The 14,969-nt window shown below is 71.6% G+C and carries 24 protein-coding genes; 21 read left to right on the top strand and 3 right to left on the bottom strand.

What is annotated here, in order from left to right; genetic code table 11:
- Positions 1–72 precede the first annotated feature (72 nt).
- Together BM076_RS38000 and BM076_RS16110 are read right to left on the bottom strand one after the other, a co-directional pair.
- On the bottom strand, positions 73–204 hold the full coding sequence (locus BM076_RS38000) for a hypothetical protein (protein ID WP_265737097.1): 132 nt from the start codon (positions 202–204) through the stop codon (positions 73–75).
- A 128-nt stretch (positions 205–332) separates the two neighbouring features.
- On the bottom strand, positions 333–830 hold the full coding sequence (locus BM076_RS16110; protein ID WP_093714222.1) for a helix-turn-helix domain-containing protein: 498 nt from the start codon (positions 828–830) through the stop codon (positions 333–335).
- A 203-nt stretch (positions 831–1,033) separates the two neighbouring features.
- On the opposite strand from BM076_RS16110, the gene BM076_RS38300 reads away from it, so the two are divergent.
- The 15 genes from BM076_RS38300 to BM076_RS16040 all read left to right on the top strand — a co-directional run bounded on the left by BM076_RS38300 (position 1,034) and on the right by BM076_RS16040 (position 10,848).
- Entirely contained in the window at positions 1,034–1,249 is a 216-nt protein-coding gene (locus BM076_RS38300) for a helix-turn-helix domain-containing protein (RefSeq protein WP_177246465.1), read from the top strand.
- The gene (locus tag BM076_RS16100; RefSeq protein ID WP_093714220.1) at positions 1,246–1,515 is read left to right on the top strand and encodes a hypothetical protein; all 270 of its coding nucleotides are present in this window, start codon (positions 1,246–1,248) and stop codon (positions 1,513–1,515) included. Before BM076_RS38300 ends, BM076_RS16100 begins: the two co-directional genes overlap by 4 nt.
- Positions 1,516–1,607: 92 nt before the next feature.
- Positions 1,608–2,159, top strand: coding sequence for a hypothetical protein (locus BM076_RS16095; RefSeq protein WP_093714219.1), 552 nt, complete (start codon positions 1,608–1,610; stop codon positions 2,157–2,159).
- A complete protein-coding gene (locus tag BM076_RS16090) occupies positions 2,156–2,806 on the top strand; it encodes a hypothetical protein (protein ID WP_093714218.1) in 651 nt (216 codons plus the stop codon). The genes BM076_RS16095 and BM076_RS16090 overlap by 4 nt, the downstream gene beginning before the upstream one ends.
- Positions 2,806–3,033 carry a hypothetical protein gene (locus BM076_RS16085; protein WP_093714217.1) on the top strand — a complete coding sequence of 76 codons (228 nt, stop codon included), beginning with the start codon at positions 2,806–2,808 and terminating at the stop codon, positions 3,031–3,033. Before BM076_RS16090 ends, BM076_RS16085 begins: the two co-directional genes overlap by 1 nt.
- The gene (locus BM076_RS37995) at positions 3,030–3,158 is read left to right on the top strand and encodes a hypothetical protein (protein WP_265737096.1); all 129 of its coding nucleotides are present in this window, start codon (positions 3,030–3,032) and stop codon (positions 3,156–3,158) included. The genes BM076_RS16085 and BM076_RS37995 overlap by 4 nt, the downstream gene beginning before the upstream one ends.
- Positions 3,155–3,412, top strand: coding sequence for a hypothetical protein (locus BM076_RS16080; protein WP_093714216.1), 258 nt, complete (start codon positions 3,155–3,157; stop codon positions 3,410–3,412). Before BM076_RS37995 ends, BM076_RS16080 begins: the two co-directional genes overlap by 4 nt.
- Complete coding sequence (locus tag BM076_RS16075; protein WP_093714215.1) at positions 3,409–4,641, top strand: AAA family ATPase; 1,233 nt, start codon at positions 3,409–3,411, stop codon at positions 4,639–4,641. The genes BM076_RS16080 and BM076_RS16075 overlap by 4 nt, the downstream gene beginning before the upstream one ends.
- Before the next feature lie 72 nt (positions 4,642–4,713).
- Complete coding sequence (locus BM076_RS16070; RefSeq protein WP_093714214.1) at positions 4,714–6,183, top strand: UvrD-helicase domain-containing protein; 1,470 nt, start codon at positions 4,714–4,716, stop codon at positions 6,181–6,183.
- Between the two features lie 605 nt (positions 6,184–6,788).
- On the top strand, positions 6,789–7,088 hold the full coding sequence (locus BM076_RS16060) for a hypothetical protein (RefSeq protein ID WP_093714212.1): 300 nt from the start codon (positions 6,789–6,791) through the stop codon (positions 7,086–7,088).
- Between the two features lie 215 nt (positions 7,089–7,303).
- Positions 7,304–8,191, top strand: a complete 888-nt coding sequence (locus tag BM076_RS37060; protein ID WP_218160073.1) for a hypothetical protein — start codon at positions 7,304–7,306, stop codon at positions 8,189–8,191.
- Positions 8,191–9,525, top strand: coding sequence for an ATP-binding protein (locus BM076_RS16050; protein ID WP_093714211.1), 1,335 nt, complete (start codon positions 8,191–8,193; stop codon positions 9,523–9,525). The genes BM076_RS37060 and BM076_RS16050 overlap by 1 nt, the downstream gene beginning before the upstream one ends.
- A gap of 16 nt (positions 9,526–9,541) precedes the next feature.
- On the top strand, positions 9,542–10,042 hold the full coding sequence (gene ssb, locus BM076_RS16045) for a single-stranded DNA-binding protein (RefSeq protein ID WP_177246464.1): 501 nt from the start codon (positions 9,542–9,544) through the stop codon (positions 10,040–10,042).
- Position 10,043: 1 nt separating this feature from the next.
- Positions 10,044–10,220: a hypothetical protein gene (locus tag BM076_RS36630; RefSeq protein WP_177246463.1), complete on the top strand. Its 177-nt coding sequence runs from the start codon at positions 10,044–10,046 to the stop codon at positions 10,218–10,220.
- A 22-nt stretch (positions 10,221–10,242) separates the two neighbouring features.
- Positions 10,243–10,848, top strand: coding sequence for a hypothetical protein (locus tag BM076_RS16040; RefSeq protein WP_093714209.1), 606 nt, complete (start codon positions 10,243–10,245; stop codon positions 10,846–10,848).
- Between the two features lie 2 nt (positions 10,849–10,850).
- On the opposite strand, the gene BM076_RS16035 is transcribed toward BM076_RS16040, so the two are convergent.
- Positions 10,851–11,042: a hypothetical protein gene (locus BM076_RS16035; RefSeq protein WP_093714208.1), complete on the bottom strand. Its 192-nt coding sequence runs from the start codon at positions 11,040–11,042 to the stop codon at positions 10,851–10,853.
- Between the two features lie 499 nt (positions 11,043–11,541).
- Between BM076_RS16035 and BM076_RS16025 the strand changes: the two genes are divergently transcribed.
- The 6 genes from BM076_RS16025 (at position 11,542) to BM076_RS16005 (ending at position 14,959) form a co-directional block, all read left to right on the top strand.
- On the top strand, positions 11,542–12,603 hold the full coding sequence (locus BM076_RS16025) for a hypothetical protein (RefSeq protein WP_245796085.1): 1,062 nt from the start codon (positions 11,542–11,544) through the stop codon (positions 12,601–12,603).
- 158 nt (positions 12,604–12,761) lie between these two features.
- On the top strand, positions 12,762–12,935 hold the full coding sequence (locus tag BM076_RS36625; RefSeq protein ID WP_177246462.1) for a hypothetical protein: 174 nt from the start codon (positions 12,762–12,764) through the stop codon (positions 12,933–12,935).
- Entirely contained in the window at positions 12,928–13,455 is a 528-nt protein-coding gene (locus tag BM076_RS16020; RefSeq protein WP_093714206.1) for a hypothetical protein, read from the top strand. The genes BM076_RS36625 and BM076_RS16020 overlap by 8 nt, the downstream gene beginning before the upstream one ends.
- Positions 13,452–13,943 (top strand): hypothetical protein, encoded by a 492-nt coding sequence (locus tag BM076_RS36130; protein WP_093714205.1) that lies wholly within the window; start codon positions 13,452–13,454, stop codon positions 13,941–13,943. Before BM076_RS16020 ends, BM076_RS36130 begins: the two co-directional genes overlap by 4 nt.
- A complete protein-coding gene (locus BM076_RS16010) occupies positions 13,940–14,584 on the top strand; it encodes a hypothetical protein (protein WP_093714204.1) in 645 nt (214 codons plus the stop codon). The genes BM076_RS36130 and BM076_RS16010 overlap by 4 nt, the downstream gene beginning before the upstream one ends.
- A 189-nt stretch (positions 14,585–14,773) precedes the next feature.
- Positions 14,774–14,959, top strand: coding sequence for a hypothetical protein (locus BM076_RS16005; protein WP_093714203.1), 186 nt, complete (start codon positions 14,774–14,776; stop codon positions 14,957–14,959).
- The last annotated feature ends 10 nt before the right edge of the window (positions 14,960–14,969 follow it).

Here is a 14,969-nt window from a genome sequence, read left to right as displayed (position 1 = left end):
CGTGGGTGTGGTGTTGGGGACGGCGGCCTGATTCCCCCCAGACCGCCGTACGCCCCTCGGCAGGCGCCGCGCTCAGCGGCCCTTGGTGACCGGTTCTCGCCAGGGTGGCACGAGGCCGGCGAGCAACTGGTCAGTCACGTACACCACGTGGCCGGATCGCACCGGCCTCACCCACAGCAGCACGCCGAACGGCATGCTGGACACGCGTAGAAACCTGACCATGCAGGTCCCCTCACCCCGATACTGGGCGGCCCCCGTCGGTCCGGTCATGCTGCCACAAGCGTGTACGTGGTGTGAACGTATTGCGCCATCTGATGACTAAAAAGATTCAGTCACCCGTTATCTGACGGTTCGTCTGCTACTTCCCCGAGGCGATCGAGGTGTCCCTCCTGTGCCTCCCACCGCCTCAGCGTGGCTCCGAGTCCCTCCGCGCCTGCGCCTTCGCGGCCCTTGAGGATGACCACCGCTTCGCCGTCGGGGCCGATGGGGATCAGCCGGGTGTCAAGGGCCTGCCCGTCGGCGAGGGCCTGGGTGATCCGGTAAGGCAGCCCACGAAGGCGCAAGGTGGGGCCGGTCGATGCTGCCGGCGGTGCGAGGTAGGTCGGCTTGCCGCCTTGGAGGACGGCTTCGATCGAGCCTGGCGCCCACCCGAGCCCTACGGCGTAGAGCCGCATTGACGCGTTGATTCTCTTGAAGGGTCCGCCCCGCTCGATGCTCTGGACGACGGACAGGCTGATGTCGTAGCGCGCGACCACGTCCTCTTGGGTCAGACCTTGAGCCGCCCGGCCCTCGGCGAAGGCTCGGCCTAGCCGTGTCCACTGTTCGTCCATGAGACCCCATGATGCACCAACTCATGCAACACGGGCAGTCGCTTCCCGGCCTTTTGACCAGCGCTGTAGGCGGATTCTAAGGGCGCACGTGTTGCATTCTGCGCCCGCGATGCGCCCCCAGGTCTCGAAATCCGAGGGTTCATGACGCGCCAAAACCCTCGGAAGGCTTGCGGATTCCAAGGGATAGGTCTTAGATTCCAAGGGTGACACCGAACGGACCCCTTATCCGGGCCATCCGCAGGTCTCAGAATCTGAGTCTCCGCGGACTTGCCCGTGCCACCGAGCGCCAACCGAGCCACATCAGCCGCCTTGAGCGCGGTCAGTGCGGCGCGAGCGACGACACGGTCGGCCGGATCGCAACGGCCTTGAGGGTGCCGGTCGACGCCATCGTCATCCCCCTGACCGAGGAGTCCCCGTGACCGCCAAGGCCACGCGCAAGGCCGCCATCCCCACTCAGGCCGCTCCGCCGAGCATCGAGTCCCTGGAGCGGCTCACGCCCGAGCGCGTCGTCGAGCTGGGTCTCACGACGCACACCGCCAGCACCTTGAAGAAGAAGGCGCAGCGGCACCAGATCCACCACCACCGCGAGGGCGGCGTCCCGACGGGGCGCATCTACTTCACCCGCGAGGACTGCGCGAAGAACACCGCCGCCGAGGCATTCGGCCCGGTCGCGCTCAGCGCCTGACCCCGACGCACAGAGGGGCCGCCCGGACGGCCATCCGGAACGACCCCCACGGCTCCACCTCACCCACCTACGCAGATCAGAGAGGTTTCGCCATGTCCGAACAGCCTACCTACCCGGGGCGGCTCGCCACGATCGGCGAGCAGCGACCCGTGCTCCTGGCCCTCACCTACCTGGCCACCACGTTCCCCGAACTCCCTTCGGCGTACATGGTGGGACACCGTCACCTGACCAACGCCATCAGCCTCCAGATGGACAAGGGGGCGGACGTCGAGGCGTGGCGCGTCGCGCTCCAGGTCCCGGCGGACGCTGTGCACCTGGACAGGTACTCCGACTACACCTCGATCCAGTTCGACACGATCGTGGCGGGCGTCCCGGTGAAGGTCTACGGCTCGACCCCGCTGCTGCCGGACCGCGCGGCGCTGTCGCCGCAGGAGGACGCCGAGCGTCGGGCCCGCGCCGCGGACATGGAGGCGCGGCACCAGGCGGCAGAGGCGGTCACGCAGGTGATGCCGCTGGCCGAGGCCAGCTTTGCGGCCGACGTCGCCGCCGGGATCGCCGAGACTCCCGAGGCGTGGGCGGAGCGGACCGGGCTTGTCCCGGGGCCGCGCGCCGCCGCCGACGCGGAGACGGGCGGTGCCCTGTGAACGCCCCGCTGAGCCCGGAACAGCGGGCCACGATCCTCGCGCAGCTCGGTGACGCGAAGCCTGCGACTGACGGCCTGCTGGAATCCTTCGGCAAGTCCATCGCCGACCGGCGCGGCCACTCCCACCCGACGTGGGAGGACATCTTCTGCCTCAACCTTGCTGCGTACATGGGCGAGAAGGCCGCACCCGTGCTGCGCCGTCTGCTCGATGCAGAGGCCGAGGTCGAGGGACTGCGGTCGGAGCGCGACCAATTCGCTGACCGGGTCGACACCCTCACCTCGGTCGCCAAGAGCAACAAGCGCGCATACGGCGAGGCGGTCGGCACGGTCGCCGCTCTAGAGCAGAAGCGCGTCGAACTGGAGAAGGTCGCCAACGCCGAGCGCGAGCGCGTCGCGGAGCTGCTGGCCGAGGCCCAGTTCGTCACCGAGTACCGGATCGCCACCAAGACCCGTGGGCGCCTGCGCGTGCGGCCGTCGGCGGTCGGTGACCGGCTGTGGGCGGTGACGACGAGCCCGTTCCACGGCCGCGAGGCGTGGACGCCGGACGGCTGGCAGCCGACGCACGGGCTGCTGGACGAGCAGATCTTCCGCTGGACGCGGGAGCAGGCGCTCGACGCCGCGCTCGCCGAGGCGGGTGAGCGCCCGTGATGTGGCTCGTCTACCTCGGTGCCGCCGTGCTCGTGGTCTTCGTCGTCGGCGGCCTGGACGACCAGCGTCGCCGCCGCGCCGAGGCCCGTGTCGAGCTGGCCCGCGCGCACGAGGCCCTGCACGTCCCGCCGGCCGGGGTGTACCGCGAGGCGCCCGCCCGCGCCCACCGTGACGCCCGCAGACTGCTCGGCCACATTCCCGCCCAGCGCGACGGGAGCAGCCGATGAGCACCGCCTTGATCGTCATCGGCGCCGTCATCGCCTTCAACGTCCTCGCCGCAGTCGCCGGTTACCGGCACCAGTCCGTGCGGCCCGACCGCCGCCGCAACACCACACCCAAGGGGAACCGATGACCGGACCCGAGCACTACCGCGAGGCCGAGCGCCTGCTCGACCGAGCCCACCACTACACGTACGGCGACGGAGGCGACCCGATCACCGGCACCGCATTCGCCACCGAGGCTGCGGCCCACGCCACCCTCGCCCTGGCCGCCGCCACGGCGCTGGCCGACGCGGGCGCGTACGACGGCATGCCGATCGAGGACTACAACGCCTGGCGCAACGCCGCCAGCGCCGTCGCGGACGACAAGGTCGGTGAGAACCAGTGACCACCTTCACCTTCGCTCCCGCCACCCGCGAGCAGGCCAAAGCCCGCATCGGGCTTCAAGGACCGGCCGGTTCCGGCAAGACCAAGACGGCGCTCAGGATCGCGCAGGGCCTCGCCAAGGGCGGACCGATCGGCGTCGTCGACACGGAGCGCGGCTCGGCCAAGAAATACGCCACCGTGCCCGGCCGACCCGACCTCGGCGGCCACGAGTTCGGCCACATGCCGATGGACACCCACGACCCCCGCAACCTCGTCCAGGCCGTACGCGCCGCCGAGGACGCGCAGATCGAGGTCCTCATCGTCGACTCCTGGTCCCACTTCTGGAACGGGCGCGGCGGCCTGCTGGAGATCGTCGAGGAAGCCGGATCCGCGAAGGGCTCCGGCGGCACCTTCGGCGGCTGGCGCACCGGCAACCCGATCGAGCAGCAGATGCTCGACGCCCTGCTCAACTACCGCGGTCACCTGATCGTCACCATGCGCACCAAGGGCGACTACGTGATCGAGGGCAAGAAGGTGACCAAGGTCGGCGTCAAGGCGGTGCAGCGCGAGGGCGCGGAGTACGAACTCGACGTCGTGATGGACATGGTCGAGGGCACCGCCACCGTGACCAAGACCCGGTACGAGCCGTTGACCGGCCTCGTCGTGCATCACCCGGGCGAGGACATCGGCGAGGTGATCCTGGAGCAGCTCGGCCAGGGCGTCGATCCGGTCGCGGTGTTCCTCGACGAGCTGCGGGCCGAGGGGCTGACGTATCAGGGTGCTCTGGAGATCCATGGCCGGGCCGAGCGCCGTGGCCTGCTGGGCGCTCCTGCCGCGCACCCGGTGACGGGCGAGGCGATGCCGCTCGGCGAGGCCATCAAGGCGGTGGGGATCGCGCTTAGGCCGTCGGCGCCCGCGGCGTCTTCCTCACCGACGACCCCGGCACACGGAACACGTAAAGAGGACGAGGCGCCGTCGCCCGCGCGGACCGGCAGCGACGCGATCAGCCCGCAGATGATGCGGAAGATCTTCGCGCTGCTGAAGGCGGTCGGCGGCCCCGAGGACCGTACGGAGCGGCTGCGGGTCGTCGGGCTGCTGCTCGGCCACCCGGTCGGTTCGATGAACGAACTGAGCTTCAACGACGGCGCAGAGCTGATCGACACGCTCGCCGCGTTCGACGGTGACGGCGGGCGCGAGCGCTTCGCCGCGACCCTCGACAAGCTCGCCGCCGAGTTCACCCCGGCCGCCTGATCCACCATCCCGCGGGCCCGGCACCCCTTCCCCTGTGCCGGGCCCGCACCACCCAGAGAGGAGGTGCACCCGATGGTGGACCCCACCCCCGAGCAGGCCGAGGCGATCGCCACGTACGGCGACGGGCTCGACCTGGTGCTCCAGGCCGGGGCCGGCTGCGGCAAGAGCAGCACGCTGAAGCTGATCGCCAAGAGCGACCCGCGCCGCTCGATGACGTACATCGCCTACAACCGCTCGATCGCGGCCGACGCGAAGCGCAGCTTCCCCGGCAACGTCGTCGCGAAGACCGGTCACGGCCTGGCGTTCGATCCGCGCTACCTGCCGCGCATCCAACGGCCCGTGCAGACCGCCCTCGACGCCGCCAAGGCCCTCGGCATCGAGCGGCTGACCGGCGGTGTGCAGCGCGTCCTTACCGACCAGGGCAAGCAGCACGCCCTCACGTCCAAGGTCGTGATGCGGATGGCGCTCGACACCCTTGGCCGGTTCTGCCACGGCGCCGACGACGAGATCGCCCGCCGTCACGTGCCCCGCTACGACAACCTCACCGCGCCCGAGACCCGCGACCGGATCGCTGAACTGGTCCTGCCCGTGGCCCGCCTGGCGTGGTCGGACATCACCAGTGGCGACGACGGTGCGCTGAAAATGTCGCACGACCACTACTTGAAAATCTGGGCGCTCAGCCACCCCCGGATCGAATCCGACGTGGTGCTGCTCGACGAGGCGCAGGACACCAACGACGTGCTCGCCCGCGTGCTGCTCGACCAGGAGCACTCCCAGCGGATCGCCGTGGGCGACAGCGCTCAGCAGATCTACGAGTGGCGCGGCGCCAAGGACGCCCTCGCGACGTTCGAGCGGGAGCTGGGCGCCGAAGTCCGCACGCTGTCCCAGTCGTTCCGCTTCGGGCAGCCGATCGCCGACGAGGCCAACGCCTGGCTCTACCACGTCGGTACGCCGCTGCGCCTGACCGGCTGGCCCACCGCCGAATCCGTCGTCGGCCCCGTCGAAGAACCGGACGCCGTGCTGTGCCGCACCAACGGCGGCGCAGTCGGCATCGTCATGGAGGCCATCGGCGCCGGCCGCAAAACGGCGCTCGTCGGCGGCGGCATCGAGCTGAAGAAGCTCGCCTGGGCCGCCGAGGCGTTGCAGTCCGGGCGCACCACCGACCACCCGGACTTCATCGCGTTCGACAGCTGGGCGGCGGTACGCGAGTACGCCGAGGAAGAGGACGGCAGTCTGCGCGTCCTGGTGAAGCTGATCGACGACTACGGCACGAAATCCATCATCGGCGCGGCCGACGCGCTCGCCTCCGAGGACGCCGCCGAGCTGGTCGTGAGCACGGTGCACAAGGCCAAGGGCCGCGAGTGGCCGAAGGTCCAGATCCACCACGATTTCCAACCGCCCAAGCCGGACCCTGAGACCGGTCTGCGCGTCCTGCGCCGCGAAGAGGCCCGACTCGCGTACGTCGCCGTCACCCGGGCCCGGCAGCAGCTCGACTGCGACGCCCTCGCCTGGATCGACACCATTACGGCGGTGACCGGATGAGCACCGCTACCCGACGGGCACAGCTCGCTGTCGCTGCCCGCGCCGAGGACGTCGCCGAGTGCCGCAGCGTGCTCGCCATGCTCGGACTTCTGCCCGAGCCCGCAGGTCGCGAGGGCCGGCCGAGGGTCGACCGTGGCCACGGGGCCGTAACGACGTATCAGCAGGGCTGCCGGTGCGACGAGTGCAGGGCTGCCGCAACCGCGCAGTGCCGGGAGTGGCGGGCGCGCGTCCGCAAAGACCCGAAGGCCGCGGACCGAGCCGGACACGGCCGGGCCTTGACCTACAAGAACTACGCCTGCCGGTGCGATCCGTGCCGTGAGGCACACCGGATCTCTTACGCCGCCCGCAGGGCGCGGCGGCTGGCACGGAAGACGGCTGCGGCGTGATGCGCCGTCCGCCGCCGTGCCAGACCCCCGAGGCCCGGCACAGCCTGACCCGCGCACGGTTCTACCCCGCGGGCTGGCTGTGCGACCGGCACAGCCCGTGGGCCCGCCTCGGTCTCCCCAAGCCGCAGCCCGGCCCTGGCTGGCCGAATCCCCGGCCCGGCGTCGTCCGCCGCCGTGACGACAACCGGCCCATCACCACCCACCGGAAGGACACCTGACATGGCCCGCATCGGACACCGCTGCAAGTGCCGGCATGGCGACCTCAGCCACACCACCGACAAGAACGGCAAGCAGTCCTGCGGCTGCGCCGGGTGCACCACCCGCTGCCGCAGGACCGAGGAGCCGGAGCTGCTGCCCACGTTCGACGTCAAGGGCAACGCCGTCGAGCGGATCGTGCCGCCCGGCGAGAGGCTCGCGGGCGAGAGCACGAACAGCGGCCCCCAGACCTGCGGCTGCGCCGCCTGCTGCGCCCTGTACACGGAGCTGACCGGCATCGAGCTGGAGCCCGCGCCCGCGTAGACCCCCGGTGCCCGGCGGATGCCACCGGCCGCCGGGCACCGGAACCAGCCAAGGCGAATATCCCTGCCGAATCCACAAGAGATATTCGGGTGCTAATTCAATTGGCAGTCCTGCAATTGCCAACGGAATTATGCGCATCGAAGTGCGTAGGAATTCGCCGAAATCTTGTGGAGTTGTGGGACGCGCCCGAGGCTATCTCTACCAACTTCGCAGCAATGACCGAGAGGCACACGCACGTGGGAATCCGCCTGATCGTCGAGGTGCTCGACCACGCACCCCAGACGCTCTCGCACCGGGAGCGACTGCTCCTGGCCGTACTGGCGGAAGACGCGAACGACGACACCCGGATCACCTGGGGGAGCGTCCAGTCCCCAACCGTACGACGCCGCGCCTCCCTGTCCCGCACGCAGCTCTACGAGGTGCTCAAATCCCTCGTCGCCGCCGGAGTCCTCAAGAAGGTCGCGGCCGGCCAGAAGAACGCCACCGCGAAGTACGAACTGCTGCCGCTCGACCGTCAGAGTCCCGTCGAGCGGGACGCTGACGAAACCTCTCAGAGTCCCGCCCCACAGGACACTGAAACCCCTCAGCGTCCCGTGGGACGGGACGCTAAAGGGAAGTTCAGTGTCCCGCAGACCGGGACACTGACCGAATCTCAGAGTCCCGCCCCACAGGACACTGAAAAATCTCAGAGTCCCGCTGGGCGGGACGTCAGTGTCCCGCTGGACGGGACCCCTACCCCTCAACCCCCTACTACTAAAAGATCTCTCCCCCCACGCGAAGACGTCGAGCAGGTGTGCAACCACCTCGCCGACCGCATCGAGGCCAACGGCAGCCGCCGCCCCCGCGTCACAGACCGCTGGCGCACCGCAGCCCGACTGCTCATCGACCAGGACAAGCGAGAGGTCGATCAGATCCTCCGCGCCATCGACTGGTGCCAGGCCGACCCCTTCTGGCGGGCCAACGTCATGTCGATGCCCAAACTCCGCGAGCGCTACGACCAGCTGCGCCTCAAGGCCACAGCCGAGCGCGAGCAGCAGCAACGCGAAGCCGCCAGCCGCGCCCGCCAGAACCCCAACAGCTACGCAGACCGAGGGATCTTCTGATGACCGACGACTACCAGCCCCCGTACGACGAGGACGCCCCCGGCGACCGCACCCTGCCGCACGACCTCGACACCGAACTGGCGTACCTCGCCGCCCTGATGCTCACCCCGCCCCGCGAACAGCGCGCCGTCCACCAACTGCTCGCCCCCGCCGACTTCTACCGGCCCGCCCACACCACCATCCACACCGCCACCGGCAACCTGCTCGACCGCGCCGAGGCCATCGACCTGATCACCCTCACCGCCGAACTCCAGCGCACAGGCGACCTGACGCGGATCGGCGGCCCGCTCTACCTCAGCCGCGTCCTCTCCAGCCTCCCCGGCGTCGCCAGCTCGGCGCCCCTCTACGCCGACCGCATCCGCGCCCTGGCCCTGCGCCGCACACTGATCGAGACCGGCGGCCGGATCGCCGCCCGCGGCTACGACCCCGGCATCGAGCCCACAGACGCGGCCGAGGAAGCCGTCGCCCTGGCGCGCGAGGTACGCGACGCCGGCCGCGCCGCCGACGACCAGCCCGTCCTCGACATGTGGGACTTCCTCGCCATCGAGGAGACCCACGACTGGATCGTCCCCGGCCTGCTGGAACGCATGGACCGGCTGATCCTCACCGGCGGCGAAGGCGGCGGCAAGTCCGTCCTCATGCGGCAGCTCGCCGTCTGCCTCGCCGCCGGCCTGCACCCGTTCCACCACGACCCCAACCCCCTCGGCCCCGCCCGCGTCCTGGTCCTCGACTGCGAGAACAGCGAATCCCAGTCCCGCCGCCAGTACCGCCCGATGATGAACACGGCCGCCGCCGCGCACATGCCCGTCAAGCGCGGGCAGCTCGCGATCGACTGCCGTCCCGAAGGCGTCGACCTCACCCGCGCCGACGGCCGCGCCTGGCTCATGCGCCGTGTCGAGACCGTCATGCCCGACGTCCTGGTCATCGGCCCGATCTACCAGCTCCACTCCGGCGACCCGAACGACGAGAAGCACGCTCGTGCGGTCACCGTCGCGCTCACCGAGGCCCGTACGACTGCCCGGTGCGCGCTGCTGATGGAGGCACACGCCCCGCACGCCTCCGGGTACGGGCCGCGCGCCCTGCGCCCTGCCGGCAGCAGCTTGTGGATGCGCTGGCCCGAATTCGGCTACGGCATCCGCCCCGTCGAGGACGACCGCAGCGCCGAAGAGGACCGCGCCCGGCGCCTGGTGCCCTGGCGCGGCGCCCGCGATGAGCGCCAGTGGCCGCAATTCCTCCGCCAGGGCCAGGGACACGGTTCCTGGCCCTGGATCACCTACCAGCCCATCGACTGGGACCCGATCAAGAACCGGTCTGAGACCGGCGCCACTTCCTGACCCGAGAGGACACGTCATGCCCCTGCCCACCATCACCGGCATCGCCCGCGCAGTCGCCGACCCCGAGCTGCGCTTCACCCAGTCCGGCAAGGCCGTCGCCACCGTGCGGCTCGCCTTCAACTCCCGCCGGAAGGACGACCGCACCGGCGAGTGGGTCGACGGCGACACCTTCTGGGTCCGCGGCACCGCCTGGGAATTCCTCGCCGAGAACATCTGCGAAACCGTCCAGAAGGGCATGGAGATCCTCGTCTCCGGCGAGCTGCGCACCGAGTCGTGGGAGAAGGACGGCCAGAAGCACCAGGCGCCCGCCCTGTCGATCCGCTCGATCGGCCCATCCCTGGCGTACGCCGTCGCGCAGGTGTCGAAGTCGGCGCGCGAGCAGGCCCCCGCAAACGGTCAGCGTGCCCAGCAGCGGCCCCAGCAGGCCCGCCAGGCGCCGCAGGACGACCCGTGGGCCACCGGAACGCCTGCCCCGGCGAACAGCGGCCGTGGCAGCTACGACGAGCCCCCGTTCTGACGTGAAGCGGCGCACGCACACGCGGGCCCGGTCCTGCGACGGCAAGCGCCGCCACCAGGACCGGGCCGCCGCCCTCGCCCACCGGGCCAGCCTGCTCGCCCTCGGCGACACCCGCGTCACCGTCTACGCCTGCCGTCACTGCGGCGCCTGGCACGTCGGCCACTACCGCAACCCCTGACCAGCACCACCCGAGGAGCACGATGTCCTGCGAGCTGTGCGAGCGCCCCGCCGACGCCTACCTATGCCCGGCGTGCGCCGCCGACCTCGCCGACCGGCTCGACCTGCTGCCCGCGCTGTACGAGCAGCTCGGCGACATGCTCGCGCCCGCACGCGGTGACGGCGGCCGTACGGCGACCGTCGTCACCGCGCCGATCCCGGTACGCCTTGATGTCGTCGACCATCGGACCGCCTTCGCGGTGCTGCCGTCGTGGGCGCGCGCCTTGGCCGACGATCGGGAACAGGCGGCGCAGGTCCTGCGCGCGGACGACCTCGGCGCCCGGGTCACGGCGGCCTGCGCTGTCCTGCGCGGCGCCGTCCCGTGGATCGCGGCGACGTGGCCGGCCGCCGCGGACCTGGCCCGCGAGGTGCGCGACCTGTACGACGGCGCCCGTACGGTCGTCGGCGCGGACGACCTGCCCGCCCGCATGGGCCGCTGCCCGGCCGTCGTGGACGGCGCGGTGTGCGGGGCCGAGCTGCTGCTACCGCACGGGCAGCAGGTGCTCCGGTGCCAGTGGTGCTCGGCCACGTACCCGCCCGGCGTGTGGGCCGCGCTCCGGATGGCGCAGACGAAGGTTAGCGCGGCGTGAGGTCAACTCTCCGTCGGTGCTGGCGGGCGCTCGGGCAGCTCGGCACCCGGCAGGCGGGCGTACCACGCCCACAGGGCGCGCGTGATGGCGCTCCGGTCGCTGCCGGCCCGCGCGGCGGCACTGTCGAGGGCGGCCACTTCCTCGTCGGGGATGCCGCGGATCACGCGCTGCCGGTGCCGGTGCTGGTTCGCCATGGGGGGATCATCTCAGGTGGCTTGCCACCCGTCAAAGGGTGTGCCATAGTTGGGTGGCAAGCCACCCCGGAGCAGGGAGTACGGAAATGACGGGCATCAAGCACTCGCAGGGACAGGCAGTCGTCGTCCGGCGCCCCGGACAGCCCGTCATCACGGGTACCGTGGCCCACCTCCACACCGCGCCGGGATACGTGGCCGTGCTCGACGACCGGAGTCGCGCTGTGTCCAACTACCCCGAGACATTCGTGTCCGTCTCCGACGCCGGTCGGTACTCCCTGGCGCAGGCACTCGTATACGCGGACATCCAGCGGACCGAGGCCGAGCGGCACGACCGCACCGACTCGCCCTCTCCGTCAGATCACCACCACGGACGGACGCACCGTCCACGCCTACCAGCTCTGCCGCCCCTGACCTGAACGCAAGACGGCCCCAGCTCAGGGACTCCACTCCCTGGCCGGGGCCTGACCGCCACCTTGATCACGCAAGGAGAACGGCTGACATGGATCTTCCCATGCAACACCGCGCCGAGGCGCGCCCCCTCACCACCGCCCAAGCCGCCGTACTCGGCACCGCCGCACTAGCCGTCATCGGCATCGGCGGACTCGGCGCCTACGGCACGTACACCAACCTCACCACCGCGTTCCCCAGCGGCACCGCGCTCGGCGCGGTCGTCGCGGGCGAGGGCAGCACCTTCATCCTCGCGCTCGTCTACGTCGGCCTGGTGATGCTCGGCCAGTCCGCCCCGGCCGCCGTGCGGGCCGGCCTGTGGGCGCTTCCCGCGGTCGCCGCCACCGTCGGGGCCGTCGCCGCCCACGGGGCCACGTCCACCGTGGTCTACGGGCTGACCCCGCTGGCCATGGTCACCGGGGCCGAAGGCGCCGGCCTGCTCGCCCGCCGGATCGTGGTACGCACCACCGGAGTCGACGTCGAGGCCCGCCGCCGTACGGCCGCCGCGGTCCGCGCCCTCGCCTACGAGCAGGCCCGCGCCGAGCGCCACCCCGACAAGGACGTGCGCGAGAAGGCGGAGCGTCGAGCCTGGCGCCTCGCGCGCCGCGTCGGCGAAGGCGACACCGCGCTCGGCGAGCAGCTCGTCGATGTCCAGCGCGTACGGCTCACCGAAGGCGCCGACGCCGCCCTGGCCACGATGTTCGCCCCGGCCGTCACACGCAGCCGTGACGCCGTGACGGCGCCCGTGACGCCCGCGCTCACCGCTGCCCCGGAGCAGCCCGCCGAGCTGCCGGTCGAGGCCGAGCCCGTCACACCCGTGACGGAGCCCGTCGCGCAGGCCACGCCCACCGCGCAGACCGAGGACGCGCCCACCGTCACGCTCGCCGAACTCGCCGCTGTCGCAGGCGTGACGGTCCCCGTGACGGGCCAACCCCTCAGCGACGCTCACCTCGACGTCGTCCTCCGCTGGCTCCGCTACCAGACCGACCCGCCGCTCTCCTACCGGCAGGCCGTGTCCGCGTTCCGTGTCGCCGGATTCGTCGGAGCCGAAGACCGCGTCCGCCGCGCATACGCCGCCCTCGTCGCCCGCGACGGAGACACGCCCACCGCCTGACGCCGGGCCACCCCGGTCACGGCCGCGCTCGAGCGCGGCCCTGGCCGAGGCTGCCCGACGCAGCCCGCAGACCGGCGAGCCCCGGCGAGCACCACGGTGCAGACCCGGCAGCAGACCCGCGCGCGCCCCAGATCCGGACACTCCGACTGGAGCACCCCATGTTCACCCTGGCCTGCCTGGCCTTCTTCCTCGCCGCCCTCGTCGGTTCCGGCCTCTGGCTGCTCGCCGTCGACCGCCGCGCCCTCCGGCCCCTACTCACCTCGGCCGTCCTCGTCATCGCCCTCGGCGGATACGCCGCCGTGGTCCTCGCTCTGCGAGGCGGCCATGTCTGACCCGATCATCCCCACCCGCGTCTTCCCCAGCGCCGAGCTGCCGCCCCGGCCGCCCATCGCCGACGAAGCGCCGCCCTGGCGCACCCCGCCCGCCCCGCCGGCACCGCCCGCCGTACCGCCGCCGGGCGACATCACCATCACCCACCGGCACGTGCACGAAATCCGGATGCCCGAGCCGGAGCCCGCCCCCACCCGCTGGGACCGGGCCTGGGCGCTCGCGCAGCGGCTCGGCCGCCCCTGGCAGCTCGCCGCTGCCCTCGCGCTGGCCTTCGCGCCGATCCTCCCCAACCGGTACAGCATCGCCGTCACCTGGGCGTACTGCGTCCAGACCACCCGCGCCCACCAAGGCCAAGGGTTCGGCTACACCCTCGGCATCGGCGCCCTGATTGCCGCGAGCTGGCTCGTCTACCGGCGCGCCACCGTGCCCCGGCTCACCGCCCTCGCCGTCACCGCCCTCGGCGCCCTGTCCGCCGCCAGCCTCTACGACCCGATCCTGTGGATCACCGGAGTCGCCCGATGAACACCACAGGACTCACCCTCGCCGGGCTCGCCGCCGCCCTCGTCGTGCTCTACGCCAACCTCCGCCCCTGGTGGGCCGGTAACCGCGACGCCAAGCAGCTCGCCGCGTTCGGGAAGGGGAGCGCGCTCGGCATCGTGTCCGCCGTCTGCCCCGGCGGCATCCTCGGCTGGGCCCACACCCACTCCGCCACCGCCGCCAACGAAGGCGGGAGCCGCCTCACCTCGGGTACCACCGGCGTGCAGACCACCGCACCCGTCGCCCACCGCGCCCTGTCCGGCCTCACCCCCGCCGGGGCCGTCGTCGTCGTGGTCATCGCCTTCGGCGTCGTCCTCGCCTGGCGGGCAGCCGGGAAGAAGGACAAGAAGCGCATCGTCGGCGGCGCCTTCGTCGCCTCCGTGCTCTGCCTGTCCGCCGGCGTCGTCGGCCTGCTCACCTGGGTGCCCGGCACCCTCAACAGCATCGGCAACTCGATCCAGGGGGCGCTGTGAACCGCCACGCCACCCGGATCTTCACCGGCTCGGTGATCCTCACCCGACGCATCCGGACCGGCCTCGCCACCTGGATCGCAGGCGGCCGCCGGACCGACCTCAGCGGCTGGCGGGCCGCCCTCGGCCCCCTCGTGCGGACCGGCATCGTGCTCGCCCTCGGCTACGCCGCCGTACGGATCATCCGGGCCGCCCCCGTCCTGCTGTGGCTCCTCACCCCGGCCTGGCTCGTCGCCGCCTACCGGCACGGCGCCGCCCCGGCCGCCGTCCAGGACGAGCCGGAAGACGCCGATCCGGCCCCGGCCGCCGACCCGCGAACCGGCTTCGCGAGATGGCTCCTCACACTCATCGGCGACCGGCCCGGCATCCACCTCTACGAGTTGTACCCCGCGATGCGCCAACTGCCCGGCCAGGAAGGGCGCGACGACGCCGCCCTCCGGGCCGCCCTCCGCACCCTCGGCGTGCCCATCCAACGCAGCCTCCGCGTGGGCACCATTCAGGGCCGCTCAGGCGTCCGCCGAGCCGACGCCGAAGCCCTCCTGTCCCCTGCGGAGAGCGGCACTGGAGAGCGGCACGGAGACGCAGGTCAGAGCGAGGATTCTCCGTCGCTCTCCAAGCCCGGAGAGCGGGCGGAGAGCGCATGATCCGCCGCTTCGCCGAACTGGCCGCCGACTACTGCTGGATCTGCGGGTGGTGGTCCCGCCCCGCCTGCGGACACACCACCCCCTGGCAGGGCTGACCACACCAGCAACACCCGCCACGAATAGGCGCATTGGAGTACGACCCCGCGCCGAGCGCGGGTAAGACCACACCCACGACACCAAGGAGCGATCATGAAGAACGCGTTCGACCCCGACTACACCGACTGCGGCGCCACGCCACCCGACGACGGCTGCGGCGACTGCGACGCCTGCACCGAGCAAGAGGTCAACGGCATCGAGCACGACGTCGAGACCGGCGCCATCAGCGAAGCCGACGCGCGCGCCCGCCTCGCGCACCTCACCGCCGACGACGACTGATCCACACTGG

Origin of the sequence: Actinacidiphila alni (genome assembly GCF_900112845.1) — a bacterium.
GTDB classification, from domain to species: Bacteria; Actinomycetota; Actinomycetes; order Streptomycetales; family Streptomycetaceae; genus Actinacidiphila; species Actinacidiphila alni.
This window is presented reverse-complemented; position numbering and strand designations above follow the sequence as displayed.

Coding starts and splice junctions, on each gene's coding strand:
- BM076_RS16070 (WP_093714214.1), top strand. CDS start 4,714: ATGGTGGACCCCACCCCCGAGCAGGCCGAGGCGATCGCCACGTACGGC.
- BM076_RS16025 (WP_245796085.1), top strand. CDS start 11,542: ATGGATCTTCCCATGCAACACCGCGCCGAGGCGCGCCCCCTCACCACC.
- BM076_RS16050 (WP_093714211.1), top strand. CDS start 8,191: ATGACCGACGACTACCAGCCCCCGTACGACGAGGACGCCCCCGGCGAC.
- BM076_RS16005 (WP_093714203.1), top strand. CDS start 14,774: ATGAAGAACGCGTTCGACCCCGACTACACCGACTGCGGCGCCACGCCA.
- BM076_RS16085 (WP_093714217.1), top strand. CDS start 2,806: ATGTGGCTCGTCTACCTCGGTGCCGCCGTGCTCGTGGTCTTCGTCGTC.
- BM076_RS16020 (WP_093714206.1), top strand. CDS start 12,928: ATGTCTGACCCGATCATCCCCACCCGCGTCTTCCCCAGCGCCGAGCTG.
- BM076_RS16080 (WP_093714216.1), top strand. CDS start 3,155: ATGACCGGACCCGAGCACTACCGCGAGGCCGAGCGCCTGCTCGACCGA.
- BM076_RS36625 (WP_177246462.1), top strand. CDS start 12,762: ATGTTCACCCTGGCCTGCCTGGCCTTCTTCCTCGCCGCCCTCGTCGGT.
- BM076_RS16110 (WP_093714222.1), bottom strand. CDS start 830: ATGGACGAACAGTGGACACGGCTAGGCCGAGCCTTCGCCGAGGGCCGG.
- BM076_RS16035 (WP_093714208.1), bottom strand. CDS start 11,042: ATGGCGAACCAGCACCGGCACCGGCAGCGCGTGATCCGCGGCATCCCC.
- BM076_RS37995 (WP_265737096.1), top strand. CDS start 3,030: ATGAGCACCGCCTTGATCGTCATCGGCGCCGTCATCGCCTTCAACGTC.
- ssb (WP_177246464.1), top strand. CDS start 9,542: ATGCCCCTGCCCACCATCACCGGCATCGCCCGCGCAGTCGCCGACCCC.
- BM076_RS16040 (WP_093714209.1), top strand. CDS start 10,243: ATGTCCTGCGAGCTGTGCGAGCGCCCCGCCGACGCCTACCTATGCCCG.
- BM076_RS16060 (WP_093714212.1), top strand. CDS start 6,789: ATGGCCCGCATCGGACACCGCTGCAAGTGCCGGCATGGCGACCTCAGC.
- BM076_RS16095 (WP_093714219.1), top strand. CDS start 1,608: ATGTCCGAACAGCCTACCTACCCGGGGCGGCTCGCCACGATCGGCGAG.
- BM076_RS37060 (WP_218160073.1), top strand. CDS start 7,304: ATGACCGAGAGGCACACGCACGTGGGAATCCGCCTGATCGTCGAGGTG.
- BM076_RS36130 (WP_093714205.1), top strand. CDS start 13,452: ATGAACACCACAGGACTCACCCTCGCCGGGCTCGCCGCCGCCCTCGTC.